This is a genomic window from Azospirillum griseum, from assembly GCF_003966125.1.
Classification (GTDB): domain Bacteria; phylum Pseudomonadota; class Alphaproteobacteria; order Azospirillales; family Azospirillaceae; genus Azospirillum; species Azospirillum griseum.
The window spans coordinates 13,347-37,232 of sequence record NZ_RXMA01000014.1; the positions used below are offsets into that span (position 1 = coordinate 13,347).

Here is a 23,886-nt window from a genome sequence, read left to right on the forward strand (position 1 = left end):
AGCCGGGTGACGCCCCGCGCCGGTCAAGCCGACGCGCGGGGCGACAGCAGGATCGGGGTGTACACCCACAGATACAAAGCGAAGGCGGCGACCCAGACCAGCCCGGCCCCTTGCAGGCTGGGCCACACCCCATCGACCGGCAGCAACGGCGCGGCCACGCGCAACGCCGCCGCCAGCGTCAGCAGGGCATAGGCCGCAACCGTCAGCGGGGCCGCCACAATCGGCCGCCCGCTGTGCCCCAGCGACGCCCGGCTCATCACCGCCAGGATCAGGGTGGCGCAGGCCCCGGCGGTCAGGGCGTGGGTTCCCGCCGCCGCCGGGATACCGGCCAACGCGTGCAGCGCCTTCAGCAGAAAGGCCAGCGGCAGCCACGCGTAGCCGAGATGCAGCACCCACAGGATCGGCGACCGCCATGCCCGCCAGCCGCGCCAGCCGACCAACCGCAGGGCGTGCAGCGCCGCCGCCGCCAGGGCCACCCCCCCGAACAGCGCGCCGCCGGCCTCGATCATCCCCAACGGCACCGACAGCGCCGTGACCGCCAGCGTCGCCCGCTCCACCCACGGGCGGGACCGGATGTCGCCGCCCGCCCGCCCCAACGCGTTGCGGGTGAAGGCGGGCAGGATGCGCCCGCCGATCACCGTGACCATCATCGTCACCACGCCCAACCCCAGCGCCAGACCACGGTCCGCGCCGTCCTCGACCAGCCCCAGCCATTCCAGGTGAATCAGCAGGTTGGCGGCGGCGAGCAGGCCCAAAAGCAGCAAAAAGGCGCTGTTGCGCGCCTTGCCCGCCCGCAGCAGCGGCCCGGCCAGCATCCAGCCCAGGGCCGGAAAGAACGCCACATCCAACGCCGTCGCCAGCATCAGCGGCGCGCCGGTCCACGGGAATAGGGCAACCCGCGCCGCCAGCCACAACCCGCCCAACCCAACCAACGGCCAACCGGACACCGCGCGCACCCCGGTCCAGTTGGGAACGGCGGTCAGCAGAAACCCGGCGATGGCGGCGGCGATCATGCCGAACAGCATCTCGTGCGCGTGCCAGGAACTGGCCCCGACCGGCCCATCCGGCCAGTCACCCGTCCACAGCACGCCCAGCCACGCCGCGAGAAAACCGCAGGCGGCCAAACCGGCGAACAGGAAAAACACACGGAAACCGTCGCGGAACAGGGTGGGCAAGCGGGTCATCGCGGTCGCCTTCGAATCGCAGAGAGCGACAGGGTGACGCGGCGCAACCGGCACCGCCTTGACGGTGGTCAAGCCCCCGGAGTCTGAGAGATGGCGTGATGGCCGCACGTCATAGAAGCGCTCAATCCATTGGTCATACGAAATGAAAATCGTTGTTTTTCAATGATATAATCATGCATCAATTTTTGAGTTGCGCACATCAAATTTCTGAGGAATGATCCGCGCCATGAACAGTCTCGATCCCCAATCGAATGTCACCTTGAAGGACGTCGCGGCGGCGGCGGGGGTCAGCCTCGCCACCGTGGATCGCGTCATCAACGGGCGGCCGGGGGTCAGCGACAAGACCGCGCGCAAGGTCAACAGCGCCATCGAACGGCTGAACTTCCAGCCCCTGGCGGCGGCGGCGGAGCTGGCGCGCAGCCGCCCCAGCCGGTTCGCCGTGCTGCTGCCCGGCGGCGACAACCGCTTCATGAAGGACATCGCCGACCACATCCGCGCGCAGGCCCCCTGGTTCCGCGCCCGCCGCATCACAGCGGACATCCTGGAAACCAACGTGTTCGACGCCGACACGCTCGCCACCGAACTGGCGTCGCTGGCCGGGCGGTACGAGGGGGTCGCGGTGGTGGCGCTCGACCACCCGCGCGTCCGCGCGGCCATCGACGATCTGGTCGCTGGCGGCACGGCGGTGGTGACGCTGGTGTCGGACGTGCCGTCGTCGCGCCGCGCCCATTACGTCGGCATCGACAACATCGCCGCCGGGCGCACGGCGGGGTCGCTGATCGGGCGCTTCCTGGGCGGACGGACGGGCCGCGTCGGCATCGTCACCGGGTCCGCCGCGCTGCGCGACCACGCCGAACGCCTGTTCGGCTTCGGTCAGGTGATGGCGGAGGAATACCCGGCCGTGACCCTGCTGCCGCCGGTGGAGGGGCGCGACGATCCCCAGCAAAACCGCGCGCTCGTCACCCGCCTGCTGACCGACACCCCCGATCTGGTCGCGCTCTACAACACCGGCGAAGGGGCGGCGGGCATCGGCGTGGCGCTGGCCGACGCCGGAGCCGCCCGCCGCATCCTGTGCGTTGGGCACGAGCTGACGCCCGACAGCCGCCGCCTGCTGCTCGACGGCACCTTCGCCGCCCTGGTCGCCCAGGATCCGGGGCACGAGGCCCGGTCGATGGCGCGGGTGCTGCGCGCGCTGGTGTCGGGCCGCCCCATCGTCCCCGGACAGGAGCACATCCGCGTCGAGGTCATCCTGCGCGACAACCTGCCCTAACCCCTCACGGTTCACCTGGCCCATCCGTCACGAAAGGCGTTCTCCGTTATGTTTCTCGGCATCGACATCGGCACATCCAGCGTCAAGGCGGTTCTGGTGAACGCCGACGGGGCCGTCGTCGCCACCGCGTCGCGCCCCTGCACGGTGTCGCGCCCGCACCCGCTGTGGTCCGAACAGGATCCCGAACAATGGGTGACGGGGGCGATCGCGGCGGTGGACGAGTTGGCCGCCGGTTGGCCCGACGCGGTCGCCGATGTGGTCGGCGTCGGCTTGTCCGGCCAGATGCATGGGGCCACCCTGCTCGACCGCAACGGCGCGGTGCTGCGCCCGGCGATCCTGTGGAACGACGGGCGGTCCTTCGCCCAATGCACCACGCTGGAACGCGCGCTGCCCGATTTCCGCGCCGTCAGCGGCAACATCGCCATGCCCGGCTTCACCGCGCCGAAACTGCTGTGGGTGGCCGAGCATGAGCCGGAGATCTTCGCGACGGTGGCCAAGGTGCTGCTGCCCAAGGCCTATGTCCGCTGGCGTCTGTCCGGCGCGATGGTGGAGGACATGTCCGACGCGTCCGGCACCCTGTGGCTGGACATCGCCAACCGCCGCTGGTCGGACGATCTGCTGGCCGCTGGCCGCCTGACCCGCGACCACATGCCCGATCTGGCCGAGGGGTCCGACGCGGTCGCGCGGCTGTCCGCCGATCTGGCCAAGCGCTGGGGCATGAAGACCGCCCCGGTGATCGCCGGTGGTGCGGGGGATTGCGCGGCGAGTGCGGTCGGTCTGGCCGCCACCGATCCGGGCGACGCCTTCCTCAGCCTGGGAACCTCCGGTGTGGTCTGGGCCACCACCGACCGCTATCTGCCCAATCCAGCCTCAGCGGTCCATGCCTTTTGCCACGCCCTGCCCGGCGTGTGGCACCAGATGGGCGTCATGCTGTCGGCGGCGGCCTCGCTAGCCTGGGCCTCCTCGGTTCTGGGCGCGTCGGAGGCGGCGTTGCTGGCCCCGCTGGGCGACAGCGTGTCCGGCCCCTCGCCGGTCGCCTTCCTGCCCTATCTGTCGGGGGAGCGCACGCCGCACAACGACCCGACCGTGCGCGGCCTGTTCGCCGGGCTGGGGGCGGAAACCGACCGCAACGCCATGACCCAAGCCGTGCTGGAGGGCGTGGCCTTTGCCGCGCGCGACAATCTGGCCGCGTTGAACGCCACCGGGACCGTCCCGGCCTCCATCGATCTGGCCGGGGGCGGCTCGCGCTCCCGCCTGTGGGCGCGGATCGGTGCCGATATTCTGGGAATCACCGTCCACCGCATCGAAGACGGCGAGGTCGGGGCCGCCCTGGGGGCCGCCCATCTCGGGCGGCTGGCCGCCACCGGCGAAGCCCCGTCCACCGTCTGCCGCAAACCCCGCCGTCTGGAATCCTTCACCCCCGATCCGGCCCGCGCCGCCGCCTACGCCACGGCCTGGGCGCGCTGGCGTCGGCTCTACCCGCTTGCCAAGGAGTACGCTTCGTAATGTCCGCCCCGTTCTTCGGCGATGCGTCGCCCATCACCTACCAGGGTCCCGACAGCCGGGATCCGCTGGCCTACCGCTGGTACGACAAGAACCGCGTCGTGCTGGGCAAACGGATGGAAGACCATCTGCGCTTTGCCGCCTGCTATTGGCACAGCTTCTGTTGGCCGGGCGGCGACCCGTTCGGCGGGGAAACCTTCCTGCGGCCCTGGATGCACATGCCCGACGCCATGGCCGCCGCCCACGCCAAGGCCGACGCCGCGTTCGAGATGTTCCGGCTGCTCGACATCCCCTTCTTCACCTTCCACGATCTGGACGCTGCGCCCGAAGGGGCGACCCTGGCCGAAAGCGTGGACAATCTGAAGGTCATCACCGACCTGTTCCAACAGAAGATGGCGGACACCGGAACCCGTCTGCTGTGGGGCACGGCCAACCTGTTTTCCCACCGCCGCTACATGGCCGGTGCGGCGACCAACCCGGACCCGGAGGTGTTCGTCTACGCCGCCGGTCAGGTCCGCGCCGCGCTGGAGGCCACCCACGCGCTGGGTGGAGCCAATTATGTGCTGTGGGGTGGCCGCGAGGGGTATGAAACCCTGCTGAACACCGATCTGAAGCGCGAGTTGGACCAGCTTGGCCGCTTCCTGTCGCTGGTGGCCGAGCACAAGCACAAGATCGGCTTCAAAGGCCCGCTGCTGATCGAACCGAAGCCGCGCGAACCCACCAAGCACCAGTATGATTTCGACGTCGCCACCGTCTATGGCTTCCTGGAGCGTTACGACCTGCTGGCCGACGTGAAGGTGAACATCGAGCAGAACCACGCCATCCTCGCCGGGCACAGCTTCCAGCACGAGGTCGCGCTCGCCTACGCGCTGGGGGTGTTCGGCTCGCTCGACATGAATCGCGGCGATGGGCTGCTGGGTTGGGACACCGACCAGTTCCCCAACGACATCGGCGAAATGACCCTGGTCTTCCACGAAATTCTGAAGAACGGCGGTCTGGGAACCGGCGGCCTGAATTTCGACGCCAAGATCCGCCGCCAGTCCATTGATCCGGTCGATCTGCTGCACGGCCATGCCGGTGGAATGGACGCCTGCGCCCGCGCCCTGCTGAACGCCGCCGCCATGCTGGAGGACCGCGCCATCGAAGCCCCGCTGGCCAGCCGCTACGCCGGTTGGGACAGCGCCGAGGCCCGCGCCATCCTGGCGGGCGACGTCAGCCTCGCCACCCTGGCCGACCGCGCGCTGGAACGCGGGGCCGGGCCGCAACCCACGTCGGGCGGTCAGGAGCGGTTGGAGAACATCGTCAGCCGTTACGCCTGATCCCCGTCTGTCACCCGAGCGGTCGGCACCCCGCCGACCGCCGCAACACCACGGCCACCGCGCCCAAGCGGATCGCCGATCTGGGAGGAAAAACAACGATGAAACAGCGCATCGCGTCCACGCTCGCCGGTCTGTTCCTGACGATGTCCGCCACCATGACCGCCGGTGTGGCGCTGGCCGCCGGGCCGACCATCGGCGTGTCCTGGTCCAACTTCCAGGAAGAGCGGTGGAAGACCGACGAGGCCGCCATCAAGGCGGTGATCGAAAAGGCCGGTGGCACCTATGTCTCGGCGGACGCCCAATCCTCCCCCGCCAAGCAGCTTTCGGACATCGAGGCGCTGATCGCGCGCGGGGCCAAGGCGCTGATCATTCTGGCGCAGGATTCCGACGCCATCCGCCCGGCGGTGGAAAAGGCGGCGGCGGAAGGCATTCCGGTCGTCGGCTATGACCGCCTGATCGAAATCCCGTCGGCCTTCTACATCACCTTCGACAACAAGGAAGTGGGCCGGATGCAGGCCCGCGCCGTTCTGGCGGCCAAGCCCAAGGGCAACTACGCCTTCATCAAGGGATCCTCGACCGATCCGAACGCCGATTTCCTCTTCGCCGGTCAGATGGAGGTGCTGAAGGACGCCATGTCGCGCGGCGACGTGAAGAGCGTGGGCGAGGCCTACACCGACAAGTGGCTGCCCGCCAACGCCCAGAAGAACATGGAACAGATCCTGACCAAGGCGAACAACAAGGTGGACGCCGTGGTCGCCTCCAACGACGGCACGGCGGGCGGTGCCGTGGCGGCGTTGAGCGCCCAGGGTCTGGCCGGAACCGTGCCCGTCTCGGGCCAGGACGGCGACAAGGCCGCGCTGAACCGCATCGCGCAGGGCACGCAAACCGTGTCGGTGTGGAAGGACGCCCGTGAGCTGGGCCGCCGCGCGGCGGAAATCGCCATCGATCTGGCGGGCGGCAAGGCCATGAAGGCGGTCGCCGGGGCCACCACCTTCGACGGCGGTCCGAAGAAGCAGAAGATGACCTCGCTGTTCCTGACGCCGATTCCGATCACCAAGGACAACCTGAACCTCGTCATCGACGCCGGTTGGGTGACGAAGGACGTGGTTTGCCAGGGTGTGAAGAAGGGGTCCGTCAAGGTCTGCGACTGATCCACAGCCTCTCCCGACCCCGCCGCGCGCCGCTGACGCGCGCGGCGGGGTTTCCCGTCTGTGATTTGACACGAACAATGGACCAAGCATGCGCAACGCCCTGCGAGCCTTGGAGCTGGATCTCCGCCTGATCGGCATGATCGGGGCGCTGGCCGTGATCTGGATCGGCTTCGACATCCTGACCGGCGGCGCTTTCCTCACCCCCCGCAATCTGTGGAACCTGTCGGTGCAGGCGGCGTCCATCGCCGTCATGGCGACCGGCATGGTGCTGGTGATCGTCACCCGCAACATCGACCTGTCGGTCGGCTCCATCCTGGGCTTCACCGGCATGATCATCGGCGTGGTCCAGACCCAGTTTCTGCCCGACCTCTGGGGTTTCGACCACCCGCTGACCTGGGTGGTCGCGGTGCTGGTCGGCATCGCCGTCGGCGGGGCCATCGGGGCGTTCCAGGGCGTCCTCATCGCCTTTCTCGGCGTGTCGTCCTTCATCGTGTCGCTGGGCGGCCTGCTGGTCTGGCGTGGCGGGGCCTGGTGGGTCACGACCGGCCAGACCGTCGCGCCGATGGACAGCCTGTTCAAACGGCTGGGCGGTGGCTTCGAAGGGGCCATCGGGGCAGGCCCAAGCTGGATGGTGGGCATCGCCGCCGCCCTGCTGGCCATCGCCGTGCTGTTGGCCAGCCGTCGGCGGCGCGCGCACTACGGCTTTCCGGTCCGCCCGCTGTGGGCGGAGGGCGTGGTCATCGCCCTGCTGACCGCCGTCATTCTGGGCGCGGTGCTGGTCGTCAACGCCTATCCCCTGCCCGCTCCCATCGTGCGGCGGATGATGGAGGCGCAAGGGCTGGCGACCGACGGCGACCTGCCGCTGATCGCCCACGGCTTCGCCATCCCGGTCCTGATCGCGCTGGCGGTCGGTGCGCTGGTGACGTTCCTGTCCAGCCGCACCCGCTTTGGCCGCTACGTCTTCGCCATCGGCGGCAATCCGGAAGCGGCGGAGCTGTCGGGCATCAACACCCGCTGGGTGATGGTGTCGGTGTTCGGCCTGATGGGGGCGCTGTGCGGCCTGTCGGCCTGCATCGCCACCGCCCGCCTGAACGCCGCCACCAACGCCAACGGCACCTTGGACGAGCTGTACGTCATCGCCGCCGCCATCATCGGCGGCACCTCGCTGGCGGGCGGCGTCGGGACCATCCACGGTGCGATGCTGGGGGCGCTGGTGATGCAGTCGCTGCAATCGGGCATGGTCTTGCTGGGGGTGGACACGCCGATGCAGAACATCGTCGTCGGCATCGTGCTGGTCGCCGCCGTCTACATCGACACGATCTATCGTCGCGGCGTGAAGTGAGGGGGCCTGACATGAACAGCACCGCAAGCCAACACACCGGTGGCCGTGGCATCCCGCTGGTCGAGATGCGCGACGTGTCCATCGCCTTTGGCGGCATCAAGGCGGTCGACGGCGTGTCGGTCGATCTGCACCCCGGCGAGGTGGTCGGGCTGCTCGGCCACAACGGGGCCGGCAAATCGACGCTCATCAAAATCCTGTCGGGGGCCTACCCCGCCGATCAGGGCGAGATCCGCATCAACGGCGAGTTGGCCCACATCGCCAGCCCGCGCGACGCCAAGCGCTATGGCATCGAAACCATCTATCAGACGCTGGCGCTGGCCGACAATGTGGACGCCGCCGCGAACATCTTCCTGGGCCGCGAGCGGCTGACCCGCTGGGGCACGCTGGACGACCACGCGATGGAGGCGGAGGCCCGCGCCGTCATGGGCCGTCTGAATCCGCATTTCCGCCGCTTCAAGGAACCGGTGAAGGCGCTGTCGGGTGGCCAACGCCAATCGGTGGCGATCGCGCGCGCCATCCACTTCAACGCCCGCGTCCTCATCATGGACGAACCCACCGCCGCGCTGGGACCGGCGGAAACCAAGCAGGTGGGCGATCTGGTGTTGCAGTTGAAAAAGGAAGGCATCGGCATCTTCCTGATTTCCCACGACATCCACGACGTGTTCGATCTGGCCGACCGTGTCCATGTGATGAAGAACGGCAAGCTCGTCGGCAGCGCCCGCGTGTCCGACGTGACCAAGGACGAGGTGCTGGGCATGATCATCCTGGGCAAATGCCCGCCCGGCGCCACGCCGGGACCGGGCGCGTCGCCCTGACAGGCCGGACACCCGCTGCCGCGTGATGCCCGCCAGTCACACGGTTGCCACCCACAGGGCCGCGTTTGTGCCAACCGACGGGGGCGTCGTCCATCGACACCCCCATCGGTCGGCGCAAGATCAGCGTTCGATTTCCTTGTTCCAGCGCTGGTTCCAATCCGGGCGCTTCTCGTTGATGACGTCCCAATCCACCGTGTTGGCGGTCTTCATGTAGCCCTGGAACTTGGCCATGGCGTCGGCGACCTCCGCCGGGGCGGAAACCTTGGTGTTGGACGGGATCTGCGCGCCGAACTTCAGGGCGGCGAGCTGCGCCTCCTGGCCCAGCAGATAGGCGGCGAGCTTTTGCGCGGCGGCGTTGTCCGGGTTCTTGTTGACCACGCATTGCCCGACCATCAGCACGACCGAGCCTTCCTTGGGCTGGGCGTATTCGACCGGGATGCCCTTTTCCTTCAGGCTGCCGACGCCGGTCGGGGTCAGCGGGAAGATGGCCGCTTCGCCGGTCTGCACCATTTCGGCGATCTTGGCGGAGCTGGGGATGTATTCCAGCACGTTCGGGCCGATGGTCTTGCGCCAGGTGGTGAAGCCCGGTTCGACGTTGGATTCCGTCCCGCCCTGGATGCGGTTGTACATCAGGAAGGCGTGCAGGCCGAAGGTGCTGCTGGCCGCCGACTGAACGACGATCTTTCCCTTGTATTTGGGATCGGCCAAATCCATCCAGGAGGTCGGGGCGGCCCAACCCTTTTCGTCGAACATCTTCTTGTTGTAGGCCAGCCCGGTCATGCCCATGTTGACGCCGACCGCCATGTCGCCCTTCATGCGGGAGGACGGATAAACCTCGTCCAGCACCGGCGACGGCTCGGTCTTCTGGCACAGCCCCATGCCGATGGCCCGGTACATCAACCCGTCGTCGAGGAAGACGACGTGCATTTGCGGGTTGTCCTTTTGCGCCTGAAGCTTGGCCAGGATGTCCGACGAGGTCCCCGGAACCACCACGACCTTGATGCCTGTGGCCTTTTCAAAGGCCGGGAAGACGTTCTCGGTGTAGGTCTTCTCCATCGTGCCGCCGTTCATGCCGATGTAGACCGTCTTGGTCTGCGCGGCGGCGGGCGACGTGACGGCCAGACCGGCGGCCAGAGCGATGGCGGCGACGGCAAGGCCGGTGCGGGGCAGCGAACGCGGGGTGGGCATGACGGTCCTCCTGGTTGGATGGCGAAACGTTACGGGGTGGGCGGGAAACGATCGATGCGGAAGGCGTCCAGCGGGGCCGTGCTGCGGCCGTCGCGGACCAGTTCGGCCAGCGCCTCCCCCACCGCCGGGCCGATCTGGAACCCGGCACCGGAAAAGCCGAAGGCGTGGAACAGGTTGGGGGTGGTGCGGCTGGGGCCGATGATCGGGTTGCGGTCGGGTGTGTAGCCCTCCACCCCGGTCCAGCAGCGGATGACGTGGGCCTTGGCGATCTGGGGAAACAGCTCCGCCGCGTCGCGCATCAGCGTCAGCACGGCGTCGCGCTGCGGCCGGGCGCGGTCGGGGTCGAGCGCGAAACCGCGCCCACCACCCACCACCATGTTGCCGCGCGGCACCTGCCGCCCATAGACCCCGCCGCCCTCGACCCCGATGTTGACGTCCAGAAAACGCGGCAGCGGTTCGGTGACGGCCATGTTGGGGTGCAGGGATTCCAGCGGGACCGGTTCGTCGAACGCGGTGGCGATGCGGTGCGACCACGCGCCCGCCGTGTTCAGCAGCACACGCGCCCGCACCTCCAGCGCGTCGCCGCTGACCAGCACGAAGCGGTCGCCGTCGCGTGACACCCGGTCCACCGGAGTCTGCTCGCGCACGATGGCCCCGCGCGCGGCGGCGGCACGGGCGAAGGCGGGGGAGACCAGACGCGGGTTCGCGTGCCCATCCTCGGGACACAGGGAGCCGCCGACGGCGCGGTCGCCCAGGGCCGGAAAGCGGCGGCGGAAGGCGTCCCCGGCGATGATCTCCAAATCCAGACCGAACCCGGCGCTGCGCTCCTTGTAGGCGATCAGCGAGTCCAGATCGGCCTCGCTGCGCGCCAGCTTGAGATGGCCGGAGCGGATGTATTCGGCGTCGGTTCCCAGCAATTCCGGCAACCGGCCCCAGATCGCGTGCGCGCGCTGCGACAGCGGCAGTTGCTCCAGCGGGCGGCCCTGACGCCGCACCCCACCGAAATTGACGCCGCTGGCCTTCGCCCCGCACCAATCGCGCTCCAGCAGCGTGACGGAAAAGCCCATCTCGCGCAGAAACAGGGCGGCGGACCCGCCGACGATGCCGCCGCCAACGATGGCGACGTCGCAATGGATGTGCTCCGTCACGGCGTGGCCTCCTGGACCGGGGTGGCGGTGATGGGCAAGGGCTTGATCGGCGGTTGCGCCCGCAGACGCCCGACCGCGTCGGGACCAACGCCCAACGCACCCGCCAGCAATTCGGCGGCGGCGGCCCCGCAAACGCGGCCCTGGCAGCGTCCCATGCCGACGCGGGTCAGGGCCTTGGCGCGGTTGATCTCGCGCGCCTCGCCGCGTTGGCCGACCCCGCGCAGGGTTCCGGCGCTGACGCCCTCGCACCGGCACAGCATCAGATCGTCGGGGATGGTCGCGGCCCAATCCTGCGGAAAGGGGAAGGCGGCGTTGAGCGCCCGGCGGAAGGCGGCGACGCGCGCCAGACGGCGATCCAGCCACGCCACCCGTGCGGCATCGACCGGCAGACCGGCGTCCTCCAACGCGGCGCGTGCGGCGCGCTCCCCCGCCAGCTCCGCCGCGTCGGCCCCAGCGATGCCGCCGCCGTCGCCCGCGATATAAAGGCCGGGAACGGAGGTCCGCCCCGCCGTATCCCGCACCGGCAACCACGCCCGATCCATCGGATCAAAGCGGAAGGCGCAACCCGCCAGATCGGCCAGTTGGGTTTCAGAGCGCAAGCCAAGGCCGAAGGCCACGGCGTCACACTCCACCGCAATCTCACCCGCGCCGTGGCGGACGCGCAGGGCGCGCACCCTGCCCTCCCCCTCCACCGCGATGGGACGGATTCCGTGATGGACCGGCACACCGTGCAGCCGCAGCCAACCGACCAGCGCCAGCCCCTTGGCCAACGTCGCCGGATCGCGCAGCATCCCCGGCAGGGCGCGGGCCTGGACCGTCTGCGGCGTGGTGTCGAACACGCCCGCCACCTCGACCCCGGCCTTGAGATACTGGCAGGCGACCAGATAGAGCAGCGGCCCGGTGCCGAGAAAGGCAACCCGCCGCCCGATGGCGCAGCCCTGGAACTTCAAGGCCACCTGCGACCCGCCCAGGGTGAAGACGCCGGGCAGCGTCCAACCGGGAAAGGGCAGAACCCGGTCGGTGGCACCGGTCGCCAGAATGAGCGGGCCATAAGGAATCGTGTCCGTCACCCCGTCGCACAGCAGGTCGAGCGCGCCGCGCTCGCAGTTCCACACCAGCGTGCGCGGGCGGTAATCGACGCGGTCGCGGATCCGGTCCAGGGCGCGATGAACGGCGTCGGCCTTGGCCGCCTCCGTCCCGTAGAGCGCGGTTTTCGGGCGGGTGAAGCCACCATCGGGCGGTTGGCGGTAGATCTGGCCGCCGCCGCGCGCGGCCTCGTCGATCAGCACCGGGCGCAGACCGGCGGCGACCAGCGCCTCCGCCGCGCGGATGCCCGCCGGGCCGGCCCCGACGATGACGGGCGACAGGGCGCGGGTCACGGCTGCCCCTCCCCGCCCGCAGCGGTCCATTCGCTGGCGCTGACCAGCCGCATGCCCTCGGCGATGAAGGTGCCGCAGGCGCGCAGCCGATCGCCCTCCTCCGTCCGCACCCAGCAATCCTGACAGGCCCCCATCAGGCAGAAACCGGCGCGCGGGCTGTCGGCGAACTCCGACCGGCGCAGGTGATCGCCGTTGGTCAGCATGGCGGTCAGGATGGTGTCGCCCTCCAACGCCTCGACCGGGCGGCCGTCGAGCGTGAAGCGGACCACACGGCGGCCCTGCTCGGCCACGCGCTGCAACAAAGCCATGATGGTGCCCTTCTTGCGACTGGGGGTGTCAGTGCTGGCCGACCAGGATCCGGTCCAGGCCATACACGCGGTCGAGCAGCAGAACCGCGACCGCCGTGATGCCGACGATGATCGCCGACACCGCCGCCATCATCGGGTCGATGGATTCGGTGGCGTACATGTACATCCGCACCGGCAGCGTCACCGTGGACGGCGAGGTGATGAAGATGGACATGGTCAGCTCGTCGAAGCTGTTGATGAAGGCGATGAGCCAGCCGCCGGTCACGCCGGGCAGGATCATCGGCAATGTGACGCGGCGGAACACCGTCGCCTCGCTCGCCCCCAGCGAATAGGCCGCCTGCTCGACGCTGCGGTCGAAGCCGGTGATGGCGGCGATCAGCAGGCGCATGACATAGGGGGTGACGATGACGATGTGCGCGGCCACCAGCCACCCAAAGCTGCCCGTCGCCCCGACCAGCGCGAACAGCCGCAGCATCGCCACGCCCAACACCAGATGCGGGATGATGAGCGGCGACAGGAACAGCGCGTTGAGGAAACCGCGCCCGCGAAACTCCCAGCGGGTGATCGCCAAGGCCGCCGGAACCGCCAGCACCACCGCCAGCGTCGCCGACAGCAAGGCCAGCCACAGGCTGTTCCAAAAGGATTGGACGAAATCGGGGTGGCGGAACACCGCCTCGAACCAGCGCAGCGACAGGCCGCGCGTGGGCAGCGACAGGGTGTTTTCCGGGGTGAAGGCGACCAGACAGACGATCGCCAACGGGGCCAGCATGAACAGCACGACCAGGCTGTGGAAGATCAGGGCGATGGGTCCGTTGCGGGTCATGATGGCCTCACCCCAGTCGGCGGCGGTAATGACCTTCCACCACGCGGTGATAGGTCAGCATGACGATGAGATTGGCCGCCAGCAGCAGCACGGCGACCGCCGCCCCCATCGGCCAATTGAGATCGCTGAGATACTGGTCGTAGACGATGGTCGCGACCATCTTCAGCCGCCGCCCGCCCAACAGGCCGGGGATGGCGAAGGCGCTGGCGCTGAGACCGAAGACGATCAGGCTGCCCGACAGGATGCCCGGCAGGATCTGCGGGGCGACCACCCGGACGATCGCCGTGGCGCGCGAGGCACCAAAGGACAACGCCGCCTGCTCCACCGCCGGATCGAGCTTTTGCAAGGAGGTCCAGACCGGGATGACCATGAAGGGCAGCATGACGTGGACCAGGGCGACGATGACCGTGCCCTCGCTGTAGAGCAGGCGCATCCGGCCAAAGCCCAGCGCCATCAGCGCCGCGTTCACCGGGCCTTCCGGCCCCAGCAGCATGCTCCAGCCAAAGGCGCGGACCACCACCGACACCAGCAGCGGGGCCAGCACCACCAGCAGGAACACCGACCGCCACGGGTTGCGCATCCGGCTGAGGATGTAGGCCTCCGGCACGCCGATCACCACGCAGATGGCGGTGGCCAGCGCCGCCACGCGGAAGGTTCGCAGGAAAATTTCCAAATAGTAGCTGTCGCTCAACACCGACGCGTAATGCGCGACGGTAAAGCCATGGGTGCGCCCGGTCGCGTGCTCGAACTCGTTGAAGGACAGCAGCGCCGTCAGCACCAGCGGCGTCAGGATCAGCGCGCCGAACAGCAGCGCGGCGGGGGCCGACAGGATCAGCGGCGTCGGCAGCCGGGCGGGGGCGGCGCTCATCAATGCGCCTCCAGCGTCGGATCGGGGGCCTCGGCCAGACGGCCGCGATGGACACGGACAACCGACGGAGTCCAATCCAGCCCCACCGGCTCACCGGTGTCCAGCGGCGCGGAGCCGTCGTTCGGCGTCACCGCCATCAACGTGCCCAGCGGCCCGTCGATGTGGTAGAGCCATTGGCTGCCCAGGAAGTAGCGTTCCGCCACCCGTCCGGGCAAACGGCCAAGACCGCTTCCGGTCAGGCGCAGCTTTTCCGGGCGGATGCACAGCGTCACCGTGTCGCCGCGCACCAGCGCCCCGGCGTCGATCTCCACCGGAACCCCGCCCAGCGACACCGTGGCGGCGCGGTCGTTGACCGCCTGCACCGTGCCGGGCAACAGGTTGGTCTTGCCGACGAAGCGGGAGATGAACTCCGTCTCCGGGTGTTCGTAGATGCGGTAGGGCTGATCGATCTGGGTGATGCGGCCGCTTTCCATCACCACCACGCGGTCGCTGATGGAAAAGGCTTCGGCCTGATCGTGCGTCACCATCACCGTGGTGGTCCCGACCTTGCGCTGGATGTCGCGCAGCTCGAACTGCATGGCCTCGCGCAGCTTGGCGTCCAGATTGGACAGCGGCTCGTCGAGCAGCAGCACCGGCGGGCGGATGACGATGGCGCGGGCGAGCGCCACGCGCTGGCGCTGGCCGCCCGACAATTCGCGCGGATACCGCCCGGCGTAGGCCGCCAGATGCACCAGTTCCAGCGCCTCCTCCACACGGGGTCGGCGCTCGCCCTTGGGCACGCGCTGCATCTCCAACCCGAAACAGACGTTGTCGAACACCGTCATGTGCGGGAACAGCGCGTAGCTCTGGAACACGATGCCCAGGCCGCGCGAGTTGGCCTTTGCGTGCGTGATGTCGCGCCCATCCAGCCGGATGGTCCCGGAGGTTGGTTCCACGAATCCGGCGATCATCTGAAGCGTCGTCGTCTTGCCGCAGCCCGACGGCCCCAGCAGAGAGACAAACTCGCCCTTCTCGACCGACAAGGTAACGTCGCTGACGGCGTTCAGCGTGCCGTAGCTTTTGGTGATGTCTTGCAATTCGAGGAACGACACCGGGGCTTCTCCCTCTTGGTCCGTTGGGCCTCACCTGTTGAGGCTGATGGTTCCGTGTGTGACCGTTCGGCGTCAACGGACTTTTCCGCATAGAGAAAACTATTTGAGAAAGTTTCCGATATACGGAATAAATGGGGCGCTTTGGCCATGAACGCTTTTGATGGGAACCAGCGATGACCACCGACGACGCGGGCGCGAAATCCAGTTTGCAGCGCGGCATCGCCATCCTGCGGATGCTGGCCGACAGCAACGAGTCCGGGGCGCGGCTGACCGACATCGCCCGCGATCTGAACCTGACCCCGCCCACCGTCCACCGCATCCTGAAAACGCTGGTGGAGGAAGGGATGGTCGAGGCCGACAAATCCACCAAGCGCTACCGGCTGGGCATCGACCTGTTCACCATGGCCGCGCGGGCGGGCAACCCCAACAATCTGCGCGACATCTGCCGCCCGATCATGCTCCGCCTGTCGGCGACGCTGCGCGACACGATTTTCCTGCTGGTGCGCAGCGGCTTTGACGCCGTGTGCCTGGACCGCAGCGAGGGGCCGTTTCCGATCCGCTCCTTCACCGGCGACATCGGCGGCCGGGTGACGTTGGGCGTGGGCCAGGGCAGCCTTGCCATCCTGGCCTTTCTCCCCGACGAGGAGCGGGAGGAGGTGATCCGTTTCAACCTGCCCCGGATGCAGGGGGTGGGGATTCTGGACGAGGTGTATTTGCGCACGGAAATCGCGCGGGTCCGCGATCTGGGTTACGCCAGCCGCTCCACCGGCCTTTTGCCCGGCATGTCGGGCGTGGCGGTTCCGGTGCTGGACCGCGAAGGCCACGCGGTGGCCGCGCTCAGCGTCGGGACCATCACCGAACGGCTGAACGAGGAACGGTTGCCGGTGGTGGTGGACATTCTCAAGCGCGAAGCCGCCGGGGTGTGCCGCCAATTGAACCCGTTCGACCCGGTGCTGCGCCGCCCGGCGGCGGTGCTGGGCAGCGGGGCGAGTTGACGCCGACCATCAGGCCTTCAGAGAAAACCCCTACCCACAGACCAAGGAAAACGGTCCGGATTCTTAACAATTCTGCCATAATCAGGAAGGCCAGACCGTCCAAACCCGCGCAGAGTCCGCCATGGCGACCGAAGATTACCTGATCCGCGACCATCGCGGGTTGTCTGTGCTCATCACCGAAGACAACGACTTCACCCGCGATCTTCTGAACAAGATCCTGGTGTCGTTCGGCATCGCGCACGTCACCCACGCCGCCAGCGGCGAGGACGCCTTGCGCAAGCTGCACGCCGACCTCTTCGATCTGGTGATCTGCGACATCGTGATGGAGGGGATGAACGGCATCCAGTTCGTCAAATCGGTGCGCGCCAACGCCACGCCTCGGGTGAACCGTGTGCCGATCATCATGCTGACCGCGCACGCCGACGAGAAGCTCGTCATGGCCGCGCTGAAGGCTGGTGCCAACGGCTATCTGGTCAAGCCGCTGATTCCCAAACGGCTGGTGGCTCTGGTTGCGAAGCTGTGCAACAGCACGGTTCCGACGCTGCGAAGGCTGGACGCCACGGCACAACCGGCGGAATCCCCCGCCTCCCCACCCTCCATCGAAGCCACCCCCGCCTGATGTTCGAACCGACGCCATCGGGCGCGGCGCTTGATGCGAACGGGGCGGCTCCCAACGAGCCGGGCCGCTATCCGTTGCTTTCAGCGTTTCGCTGGGACCGGGCAACGCTCGCCAGCATGATCAGGAAAAGCAGCGTCGCCACGAACCAGCCGATGGATGCGGCAATCGCCAAACGGGGATCGCCCCAAAGAATGGAAACGGCGATCCCGCCGGGGAAAAGCGCCCCGAAAATCGCGGCCATCCAGAATTGCGGCCCCGCCAGCCGGTGACGTTCCATCGCCGGAAACAGCCGGTGCACAATGCCAAACAGCGCGCAGGACACCCATCCGAGAAGGTTGAGGTGGGCGTGCGCCGGTGCCAGCGTGAAATCCCCGCTGGACCCCATCACCATCCCCATCACCTCGCCACACAGCAGATAGATCAGCGCCAGGAACAGAAAGGGCAAATCGCGTCTCATGGTCTCTCCAATCGTTGGCGTTCAACACGGTCCTGTTTGCGCAGGTCGATTTCCCAACTACGGTTCTGAACTCACGTCTGGATGCATCCGCGCGTCATGATCTTGCCAGTTCTCCCGAAGAAAGAGGCGGATGTCCAGGAAGATTCCAGATTTGGACCTGCTGGCAAGGGTTGATATCCAGACTTTGACAGCGGCCAGGGACAGGGACGCGATGCGGGAACACGCTGGCTTGTCGTCCGCGTTGCTTTGCAACTGCGCGTCCAGCCTCTTGTTCAGCCCACCGCCGCGCACCGATTCGGCGGTGGCAAGGTGTGGACGGAGGTTGCATTTTTTGTTATGTTGTATATCAGTTATAAAAATGGAATGTATTGCGGGCGTTCAAGTGGCGCTTGGCGTGTGGGGCTGCGCGCGGTGAATGACCACAGTGGGGGGATCATGATTGCTCCAGGACAGGGTCCGGAAAGCCTCTATACCCAGAAGAACGCGCCGACCTTCCTCCTGACCAGCAAAGGCAGCGGATGGCGGGAGAGCTTTTTCGCCGAGGTTCAGGGCACCCCCCACAATGTGACCGACCATGGTCACACACGCTTCTGCCTGCAGCTCTATCGCCAGCCCGGGCAGCACAGGCCGCTCAAGAAGAACGCCGCATGGACCACGCGGGAGGCCGGGTGCCGGGTCAACCTGCCCGGTGACGAACAGCGATGCGAAACACGCACCGGAACCCGCAATCAGTTTTTGTTCGTGGAAACCCAGCGCGTCGAAACCATCATCGACCAACCCTTGCGGTCCGGGTGCTTTGACCGGTTTCGTGGAACAATCACCCTCCTGCCGATGATCAACAGCCTGATGGCCGCCCTCGCGCATGATCTTGCGCAGGGATCACCGGCGGGGGATGTGACGGGAGAGTCGTTGATCGCCACCCTGCTGACCTGGCTGGATGCGGTGGCGACACACGGGCAATCCGACATCCGGGCCTCGGGGCCATTGGCCCCGCGCGATCTGACCCGGTTGATCGCCTATGTTGACGAGACGCTTGACGGATCGTTGTCGCTGGACGACATGGCCCGCCTGGTCGGTCTCAGCCTGCGCCATTTCCGCCGCGCGCTGAACGCCACCACCGGGCAAAGCCCGCATCAGTTCGTGCTGTCCCGCCGCATCGAACGGGCTTGCGGGATGATCGCCTCCAACCGGCTGTGTCTGGCTGAAATCGCGGTCGCCGCCGGTTTCGCCGATCAAAGCCACATGACGCGCGTGTTCCGGCAGACCATGGGGGTGACGCCCTCCGCCTATCGGATTCAACAGGTTGGGCAAACCCGCATGATGGAGGTGGGCGCGCTGTGAGCGAGCCGCAATGATTTTGGAAGATTCCGGCCACGGGGCACGATTGGTTTGGCCGAAATCGTCTATAGGGCAAACAATCAGCGGGATACTGCTTCTCCTGCACCGCTTCGGACACTCACCGGGGTGGTGCGGCAACAACCAGAACCCAGGGGAGGCCCGAGACCCACAAACCCGCCAGGGTGTCCGTGTTTTCAGTGGTCAACGTCCCGCACCGGCAGCCGGGGGGCTGCGACGTGGGAATCGCCCTGTGCGGCGATGAGGGATCACGCCACATGGGGTGTCCCCTGTCTGGACCACACGGAATCGGGCATCCGGTGCGTGCCGCCTTGCGGTCGTTGGGGTGTGAGTCCGGCGTCATCCTGATCACCGGGAGAGACCGTATGAGACGATCCATGCACGCCCTGTCCGCGTTGACGGCAAGCTGCCTGCTTGCGTTCACCAGCGCCGCACACGCACAAAAGAAATTTGACGTCATCCTCTCCGGCAACATCTGGTACGAGCACGGCTTTGTGTCACAAAAGAACGACACTGATCTTCGTTCAACCGAAGCGCGCAATCGGTACCGCTTGAACGTCATGCCCCGTGGGGTGGCTGACAATGGCCTGGAATACGGTGCCCGTCTGCGCATCCGCACGGTTGCGGGCGGCGTGGTGGACAATGATCGTTCCTATCTGTTCCTCAACGGCTCCATGGGGGAGTTGCGGCTGGGAGCGCAGCCGGGCTTTGACGACGAAGTCAACGGCCTGGGGGCCAACGCCAGCCGCCCGCCCGAGTATCTTCCCGACACGTCCTTTTCCCAATGGACCGGTTTTGTCCCGGCCATTCGAACGGCGGCGAACGGGCGCTACTCCGGTGCCGATGTGGTGGGGGGCATCGGCTCCACCATGACAATCGCTCTTTTCTGGCCCGCGCTGGAAGGCATGGGGCTGACCGACAAGCTTCTGTACAAGTCCCCGCGCGTGGCTGGATTTCAGGTCGGCGGCAGCTACACCCCGCGCACCGACAGTTACAACACCGACGTGAACCGGGTCAAACGGGCTTCCACCCCGGCCGCGCAATTCACCGGATCGTTCCAGGACGTGGCGGAGGTCGGGGCCAACTATGTCGAAACCTTCAACGATGTCACGGTGCGGTTGGGCGCTGCCTACGCCTATGGCAAGGCCAGCCAGACCACCGACAGCACCGATCGTTTTTCCGACCTGCGCGAATGGCACATCGGGGCGCAGATCAATTACGGCGGCCTGAAGGTCGGCGCTGACTACATCGACCATGGCAAGTCGGGGCAAAACCTCCGCTACGCCTACACCGCCCGCTTCAGCGCCTGGGATGTCGGTGCCACATACGACCTTGGACCCTACCGTTTCGCCTTGAGCTACATGGAAGGAACCGATCCGGGCAGTTCGACCCTGCCGGGCAACCGCAAGGTCAGCGCCTATGAAGCCGGAACGCTCTACCGTGTGGCTCCCGGTTTGGCCGTGGGTCTGCGGTACACCCACTACATCGCCCGGTCGGATCGGACGGTGACGGCGGCGTCGGGATCGCCCAACGATCGCGGGAATGTGGTGCTCTCGCACGTCGCGGTGAATTTCTGACGCTTTTGGCTTGAGGAAACCGCCATGAAACACCCGCTTGCAGGACCCGCGCTCGCCACCGTTCTGTCGGTGTCCGGCGCGGTGGCGTCACACGCCGCAGCGCCCCCGGCCTGCGACGCCGTAACCACCGCGATGATCGGCTTGCCGAACGTCGTCATCGACTCCTCCTCGGCGGCGACGGAGGACAAATCCCTGCCGCCGCTGCCGCCCCATTGCGTGGTGCGCGGCAAGGCCAACCAGCGGGTCGGGGCCGATGGGAAGCCCTACGCCATCCGATTTGAAATGAGGTTGCCGACGGACTGGAACGGGCGGTTCCTGCATCAGGTCAACGGCGGCAACGAAGGGGTGGTGGTCCCGGCGCTGGGCGACGCCCGCAATCTGCAAGCCACCGGCTACAACCCGGCGGTGGCCCGTGGTTTTGCGGTGCTGAGCAGCGACGGCGGACACACCGACAAGGACCCGACCAACGCCGACAAGGGGCTGACCGCCGGGTCGGCGTTCGGCCTGGACCCACAGGCGCGCCGTGACTATGGCTACGCCAGCGACACGACGATGGCGGCGGTGGGCAAGGCGGTGATCGCCAAATTCTACGGCGCTGGCCCGCAACGCTCCTACATGTTCGGCTGTTCGAACGGCGGTCGCCACGCCATGGTGACGGCCTCGCGCACGCCCGAACAGTATGACGGCTATGTCGCCATCGCCCCCGGCTTCAACCTGCCCAAGGCGGCGGTGCAACACGCCTGGGATGTGCAAAGCTTCCGCACCATCAACCCGGACATCCGCAAATCCTTTTCCGCTGCCGACATGACTCTGGTGGCCAACGGGGTGCTGAAGGCGTGCGACCGGCTCGACGGTCTGGCCGATGGCTTGGTCTCGGATGTGCGGGCCTGCCAGAAGACGTTTGATCTGTCGTCGCTGCAATGCGCCGGTGACAAGACCGACCAGTGCCTGTCCCCCACCCAGGTGACGGCGCTGAAACGGGCCTTCGCCGGTCCCGTGAACCGCAAGGGCGAGGCGCTCTATTCCGACTGGTCGTTCGACGGTGGCATGGGGGCGAAGAACTGGCGGGGCTGGAAGGTGGAAGGCATTCCGGCGTGGGACGGCTATCCGGTGATCGCGGTGATGGGGGCGGCGTCGCTGTCCCACATCTTCACCACACCGCCAACCCCGGTGGCCGGAACACCAACCGCCTTGGTGGATTTCCTGGCCAATTTCGATTTTGACCGGGACGCCCCCAAAATCCACGCCAAGGGCAGCGCCACCATCGATGGCCGCCGCATCGACTACACCGAATCGGCGATGGAGTTCATGACTCCCCCCGATGCGGCCAACCCCACACTTGCCGGCTTGAAAGCCGCAGGCGGCAAGATGATCGTCGTGCATGGTCAAAGCGACGCGGTGTTTTCGATCAACGACACCGCCCGCTGGTACGAAGCCTTGAACGCCAACACCAACGGCGACGCAGCGGCCTTCGCCCGCTTCTTCGCGGTCCCCGGCATGAGCCATTGCCGGGGCGGCCCGGCAACGGACACTTTCGACGCCCTGGCCGCCATCGTTGACTGGGCCGAGCGGGGCAAGGCCCCGGATCGGATCATCGCCACGGTGAGCGAGAAGAACGACGAGCTTCCGGCGGACTGGAGCAAAACCCGCACCCGCCCGCTCTGCGTGTGGCCCAAGGTTCCCCGTTACGTCGGCGGCGACCCGGAGACGGCTGAAAGCTTCGATTGCCAGTGAGGCCGAGGCGCGCCAGGCCCGGGATGGGTCTGGTGCGCGTCCCTGCGCGCGTCAACATCAGCCTGGCAACGGACAATCCGGAAAGAAGCGGTTGACTCTCTATAACTGTTATGAATAATAACATATTAGCGGGATGCCATTTTGGCACCCCTTCACACGCCGACCCTCTGCTGTCCATTCCATGCCTGTCAGCAAGCGGCGCAAAAAGCTGAACAATATTCGTGAGTTGGGCGGCTCGCCCATCGGATGGCGATCAAAAACCCACAACGCAACGCGGCCCAGCACCCGCACGGAGAGGAAGCCCATGACCGTGGAACGCAGCGTCGATGTTCAAGCCTTCTTAAACGACAACCCTTTGTCCTCCCGCCAGATCGCCGTCATCCTTCTGTGCTTCTGCGTTGTTCTGCTGGACGGCTTTGACACCGCCGCCATCGGCTACATCGCACCGTCCCTGTTGGGCGAATGGGGCATCCAGCGCCCGGCGCTGGCCCCGGTGTTGAGCGCAGCCCTGTTCGGGTTGGTGATCGGGTCGCTGTCGGCGGGACCGGTGAGCGACCGGATCGGGCGGCGGCCGGTCCTGATCGGGTCGGTGCTGGTGATGGGGGCCGCCTGCCTCGCCTCGTCCTTCTCCAGGGATCTGGACACGCTGGTGGCGTGGCGCTTTGTGACCGGTCTGGCGCTGGGTGCGGCCATGCCCACAGCGTTGACGCTGGTCAGCGAATATTCCCCCACCCGCCGCCGTTCCCTCATCACCAATCTGGTGTTCTGCGGCTTTCCGCTGGGGGCCGCACTGGGCGGCTTTCTGGCGGCCTGGATCATTCCGACCTTTGGCTGGCGCAGCGTGCTGGTCGTTGGTGGTGTGGTCCCGATGGTGTTGACCCTGGTTCTGCTGCTGGCGCTGCCGGAATCGGCCCGCTTTGCCGTGGCGCATGGCAAGCCGGTGGACAGCATCCGCAAGCTGCTGCTGCCGATCGGTGCCGCCGCAGCGGACGCCACCCGCTTTGTCGTGCCGGAATCGGCGGTCGCCGGGCAGGGCGCGATCCGGCTGGTGCTGTCGCGGTCGTTGATCGTCGGCACGGTGATGCTGTGGACCGCCTATTTCATGGGCCTGGTCATTTTCTACGCGATGATCAACTGGATGCCGGTCCTGTTCCGCGACGCCGGTCTGAACCCGGCCACGGCGGCGCTGGTGTCGGCGCTGTTTCCGCTGGGCGGGATCGGATCGCTGTTCTCCGGCGTGCTGATGGACCGCTTCAACGGCAACCGGATCGTCGCCGTCTTCTTCGCCCTGTCCGGTGTGGCCTTTGTCGCCATCGGTCAGTTTTCCGGCCATGTGGCGGCGCTGACGGTCACGGTGCTGGTGGTCGGCGTCATGATGAACACGGCGCAATCGTCGCTGGGATCGCTGGCCGCCGCTTACTACCCGACGCAGGCGCGGGCCACCGGCATCGCCTGGATGATGGGGTTGGGGCGCTTTGGCGGCATCGCCGGGTCGTTCCTGGTGGCCGAACTGGCCAGCCGCCAGATGTCCTTCGAATCGATCTTCATCGCGCTGGCCATCCCCGGATTTCTGGCGGCGGCGGCCCTGTGGATCAAACAAGCGGTGGCCCTGCCCCAACCGACCACCACCGCAACCGCCGCGTCCGCCGTTCATTGACGCTGATGCCCGTTTGCCTGTGATCGCCGGACAGCGACCCCGCCCACACCATCGGCGGGGTCGCTCTTTTTTGCGCCCATCCAAGCGGCAACGTCCGGGTCC

At 67.2% G+C, this 23,886-nt stretch carries 21 protein-coding genes; 12 read left to right on the top strand and 9 right to left on the bottom strand.

The genetic code is table 11. From position 1 onward, the window contains the following. Positions 1-23 precede the first annotated feature (23 nt). Positions 24-1,184, bottom strand: a complete 1,161-nt coding sequence (locus EJ903_RS15120; RefSeq protein WP_126616883.1) for an NnrS family protein — start codon at positions 1,182-1,184, stop codon at positions 24-26. Between the two features lie 226 nt (positions 1,185-1,410). On the opposite strand from EJ903_RS15120, the gene EJ903_RS15125 reads away from it, so the two are divergent. The 6 genes from EJ903_RS15125 to EJ903_RS15150 all read left to right on the top strand — a co-directional run bounded on the left by EJ903_RS15125 (position 1,411) and on the right by EJ903_RS15150 (position 8,584). Beyond that, positions 1,411-2,454: a LacI family DNA-binding transcriptional regulator gene (locus EJ903_RS15125; RefSeq protein WP_126616885.1), complete on the top strand. Its 1,044-nt coding sequence runs from the start codon at positions 1,411-1,413 to the stop codon at positions 2,452-2,454. 48 nt (positions 2,455-2,502) lie between these two features. Then, positions 2,503-3,960, top strand: coding sequence for a xylulokinase (gene xylB / locus EJ903_RS15130; RefSeq protein WP_126616887.1), 1,458 nt, complete (start codon positions 2,503-2,505; stop codon positions 3,958-3,960). Beyond that, positions 3,960-5,276 (top strand): xylose isomerase, encoded by a 1,317-nt coding sequence (gene xylA / locus EJ903_RS15135; RefSeq protein WP_126616889.1) that lies wholly within the window; start codon positions 3,960-3,962, stop codon positions 5,274-5,276. The genes xylB and xylA overlap by 1 nt, the downstream gene beginning before the upstream one ends. 98 nt (positions 5,277-5,374) lie before the next feature. Continuing rightward, on the top strand, positions 5,375-6,427 hold the full coding sequence (gene xylF / locus EJ903_RS15140) for a D-xylose ABC transporter substrate-binding protein (RefSeq protein ID WP_126616891.1): 1,053 nt from the start codon (positions 5,375-5,377) through the stop codon (positions 6,425-6,427). Between the two features lie 88 nt (positions 6,428-6,515). Beyond that, the gene (locus EJ903_RS15145) at positions 6,516-7,769 is read left to right on the top strand and encodes a sugar ABC transporter permease (RefSeq protein ID WP_126616893.1); all 1,254 of its coding nucleotides are present in this window, start codon (positions 6,516-6,518) and stop codon (positions 7,767-7,769) included. Between the two features lie 11 nt (positions 7,770-7,780). Next, positions 7,781-8,584, top strand: a complete 804-nt coding sequence (locus EJ903_RS15150; RefSeq protein ID WP_126616895.1) for an ATP-binding cassette domain-containing protein — start codon at positions 7,781-7,783, stop codon at positions 8,582-8,584. A gap of 120 nt (positions 8,585-8,704) precedes the next feature. Here the strand turns inward: EJ903_RS15150 and EJ903_RS15155 are convergent, their stop codons facing one another. From EJ903_RS15155 to EJ903_RS15185, 7 genes are read right to left on the bottom strand one after another with little or no spacing between them, the layout of a single operon-like run. After that, positions 8,705-9,772 carry an ABC transporter substrate-binding protein gene (locus EJ903_RS15155; RefSeq protein ID WP_126616897.1) on the bottom strand — a complete coding sequence of 356 codons (1,068 nt, stop codon included), beginning with the start codon at positions 9,770-9,772 and terminating at the stop codon, positions 8,705-8,707. Positions 9,773-9,801: 29 nt separating this feature from the next. Next, the gene (locus EJ903_RS15160; RefSeq protein WP_126616899.1) at positions 9,802-10,920 is read right to left on the bottom strand and encodes an NAD(P)/FAD-dependent oxidoreductase; all 1,119 of its coding nucleotides are present in this window, start codon (positions 10,918-10,920) and stop codon (positions 9,802-9,804) included. Then, a complete protein-coding gene (locus EJ903_RS15165; protein WP_342772174.1) occupies positions 10,917-12,299 on the bottom strand; it encodes an FAD/NAD(P)-dependent oxidoreductase in 1,383 nt (460 codons plus the stop codon). Before EJ903_RS15165 ends, EJ903_RS15160 begins: the two co-directional genes overlap by 4 nt. Then, a complete protein-coding gene (locus EJ903_RS15170) occupies positions 12,296-12,607 on the bottom strand; it encodes a (2Fe-2S)-binding protein (protein ID WP_126616903.1) in 312 nt (103 codons plus the stop codon). The genes EJ903_RS15165 and EJ903_RS15170 overlap by 4 nt, the downstream gene beginning before the upstream one ends. A 28-nt stretch (positions 12,608-12,635) precedes the next feature. Then, positions 12,636-13,430: an ABC transporter permease gene (locus EJ903_RS15175; RefSeq protein WP_126616905.1), complete on the bottom strand. Its 795-nt coding sequence runs from the start codon at positions 13,428-13,430 to the stop codon at positions 12,636-12,638. Between the two features lie 7 nt (positions 13,431-13,437). After that, complete coding sequence (locus EJ903_RS15180) at positions 13,438-14,298, bottom strand: ABC transporter permease (RefSeq protein ID WP_126616907.1); 861 nt, start codon at positions 14,296-14,298, stop codon at positions 13,438-13,440. After that, complete coding sequence (locus EJ903_RS15185) at positions 14,298-15,389, bottom strand: ABC transporter ATP-binding protein (protein ID WP_126616909.1); 1,092 nt, start codon at positions 15,387-15,389, stop codon at positions 14,298-14,300. The genes EJ903_RS15180 and EJ903_RS15185 overlap by 1 nt, the downstream gene beginning before the upstream one ends. 173 nt (positions 15,390-15,562) lie before the next feature. Here EJ903_RS15185 and EJ903_RS15190 point away from each other — a divergent pair, with 173 nt between their 5' ends. After that, the gene (locus EJ903_RS15190; RefSeq protein ID WP_126616911.1) at positions 15,563-16,384 is read left to right on the top strand and encodes an IclR family transcriptional regulator; all 822 of its coding nucleotides are present in this window, start codon (positions 15,563-15,565) and stop codon (positions 16,382-16,384) included. A 121-nt stretch (positions 16,385-16,505) separates the two neighbouring features. After that, positions 16,506-17,003, top strand: coding sequence for a response regulator (locus EJ903_RS15195; RefSeq protein ID WP_126616913.1), 498 nt, complete (start codon positions 16,506-16,508; stop codon positions 17,001-17,003). Between the two features lie 67 nt (positions 17,004-17,070). Here the strand turns inward: EJ903_RS15195 and EJ903_RS15200 are convergent, their stop codons facing one another. After that, complete coding sequence (locus tag EJ903_RS15200) at positions 17,071-17,460, bottom strand: hypothetical protein (RefSeq protein ID WP_126616915.1); 390 nt, start codon at positions 17,458-17,460, stop codon at positions 17,071-17,073. Positions 17,461-17,895: 435 nt separating this feature from the next. Here EJ903_RS15200 and EJ903_RS15205 point away from each other — a divergent pair, with 435 nt between their 5' ends. From EJ903_RS15205 to EJ903_RS15220, 4 genes are all read left to right on the top strand, one after another. Further along, complete coding sequence (locus tag EJ903_RS15205; RefSeq protein ID WP_158627941.1) at positions 17,896-18,801, top strand: helix-turn-helix domain-containing protein; 906 nt, start codon at positions 17,896-17,898, stop codon at positions 18,799-18,801. Between the two features lie 392 nt (positions 18,802-19,193). After that, entirely contained in the window at positions 19,194-20,393 is a 1,200-nt protein-coding gene (locus EJ903_RS15210) for a porin (RefSeq protein ID WP_158627942.1), read from the top strand. A gap of 24 nt (positions 20,394-20,417) precedes the next feature. Further along, a complete protein-coding gene (locus EJ903_RS15215) occupies positions 20,418-22,127 on the top strand; it encodes a tannase/feruloyl esterase family alpha/beta hydrolase (protein WP_210211454.1) in 1,710 nt (569 codons plus the stop codon). A gap of 304 nt (positions 22,128-22,431) precedes the next feature. Continuing rightward, on the top strand, positions 22,432-23,784 hold the full coding sequence (locus EJ903_RS15220) for an MFS transporter (protein ID WP_126616921.1): 1,353 nt from the start codon (positions 22,432-22,434) through the stop codon (positions 23,782-23,784). The last annotated feature ends 102 nt before the right edge of the window (positions 23,785-23,886 follow it).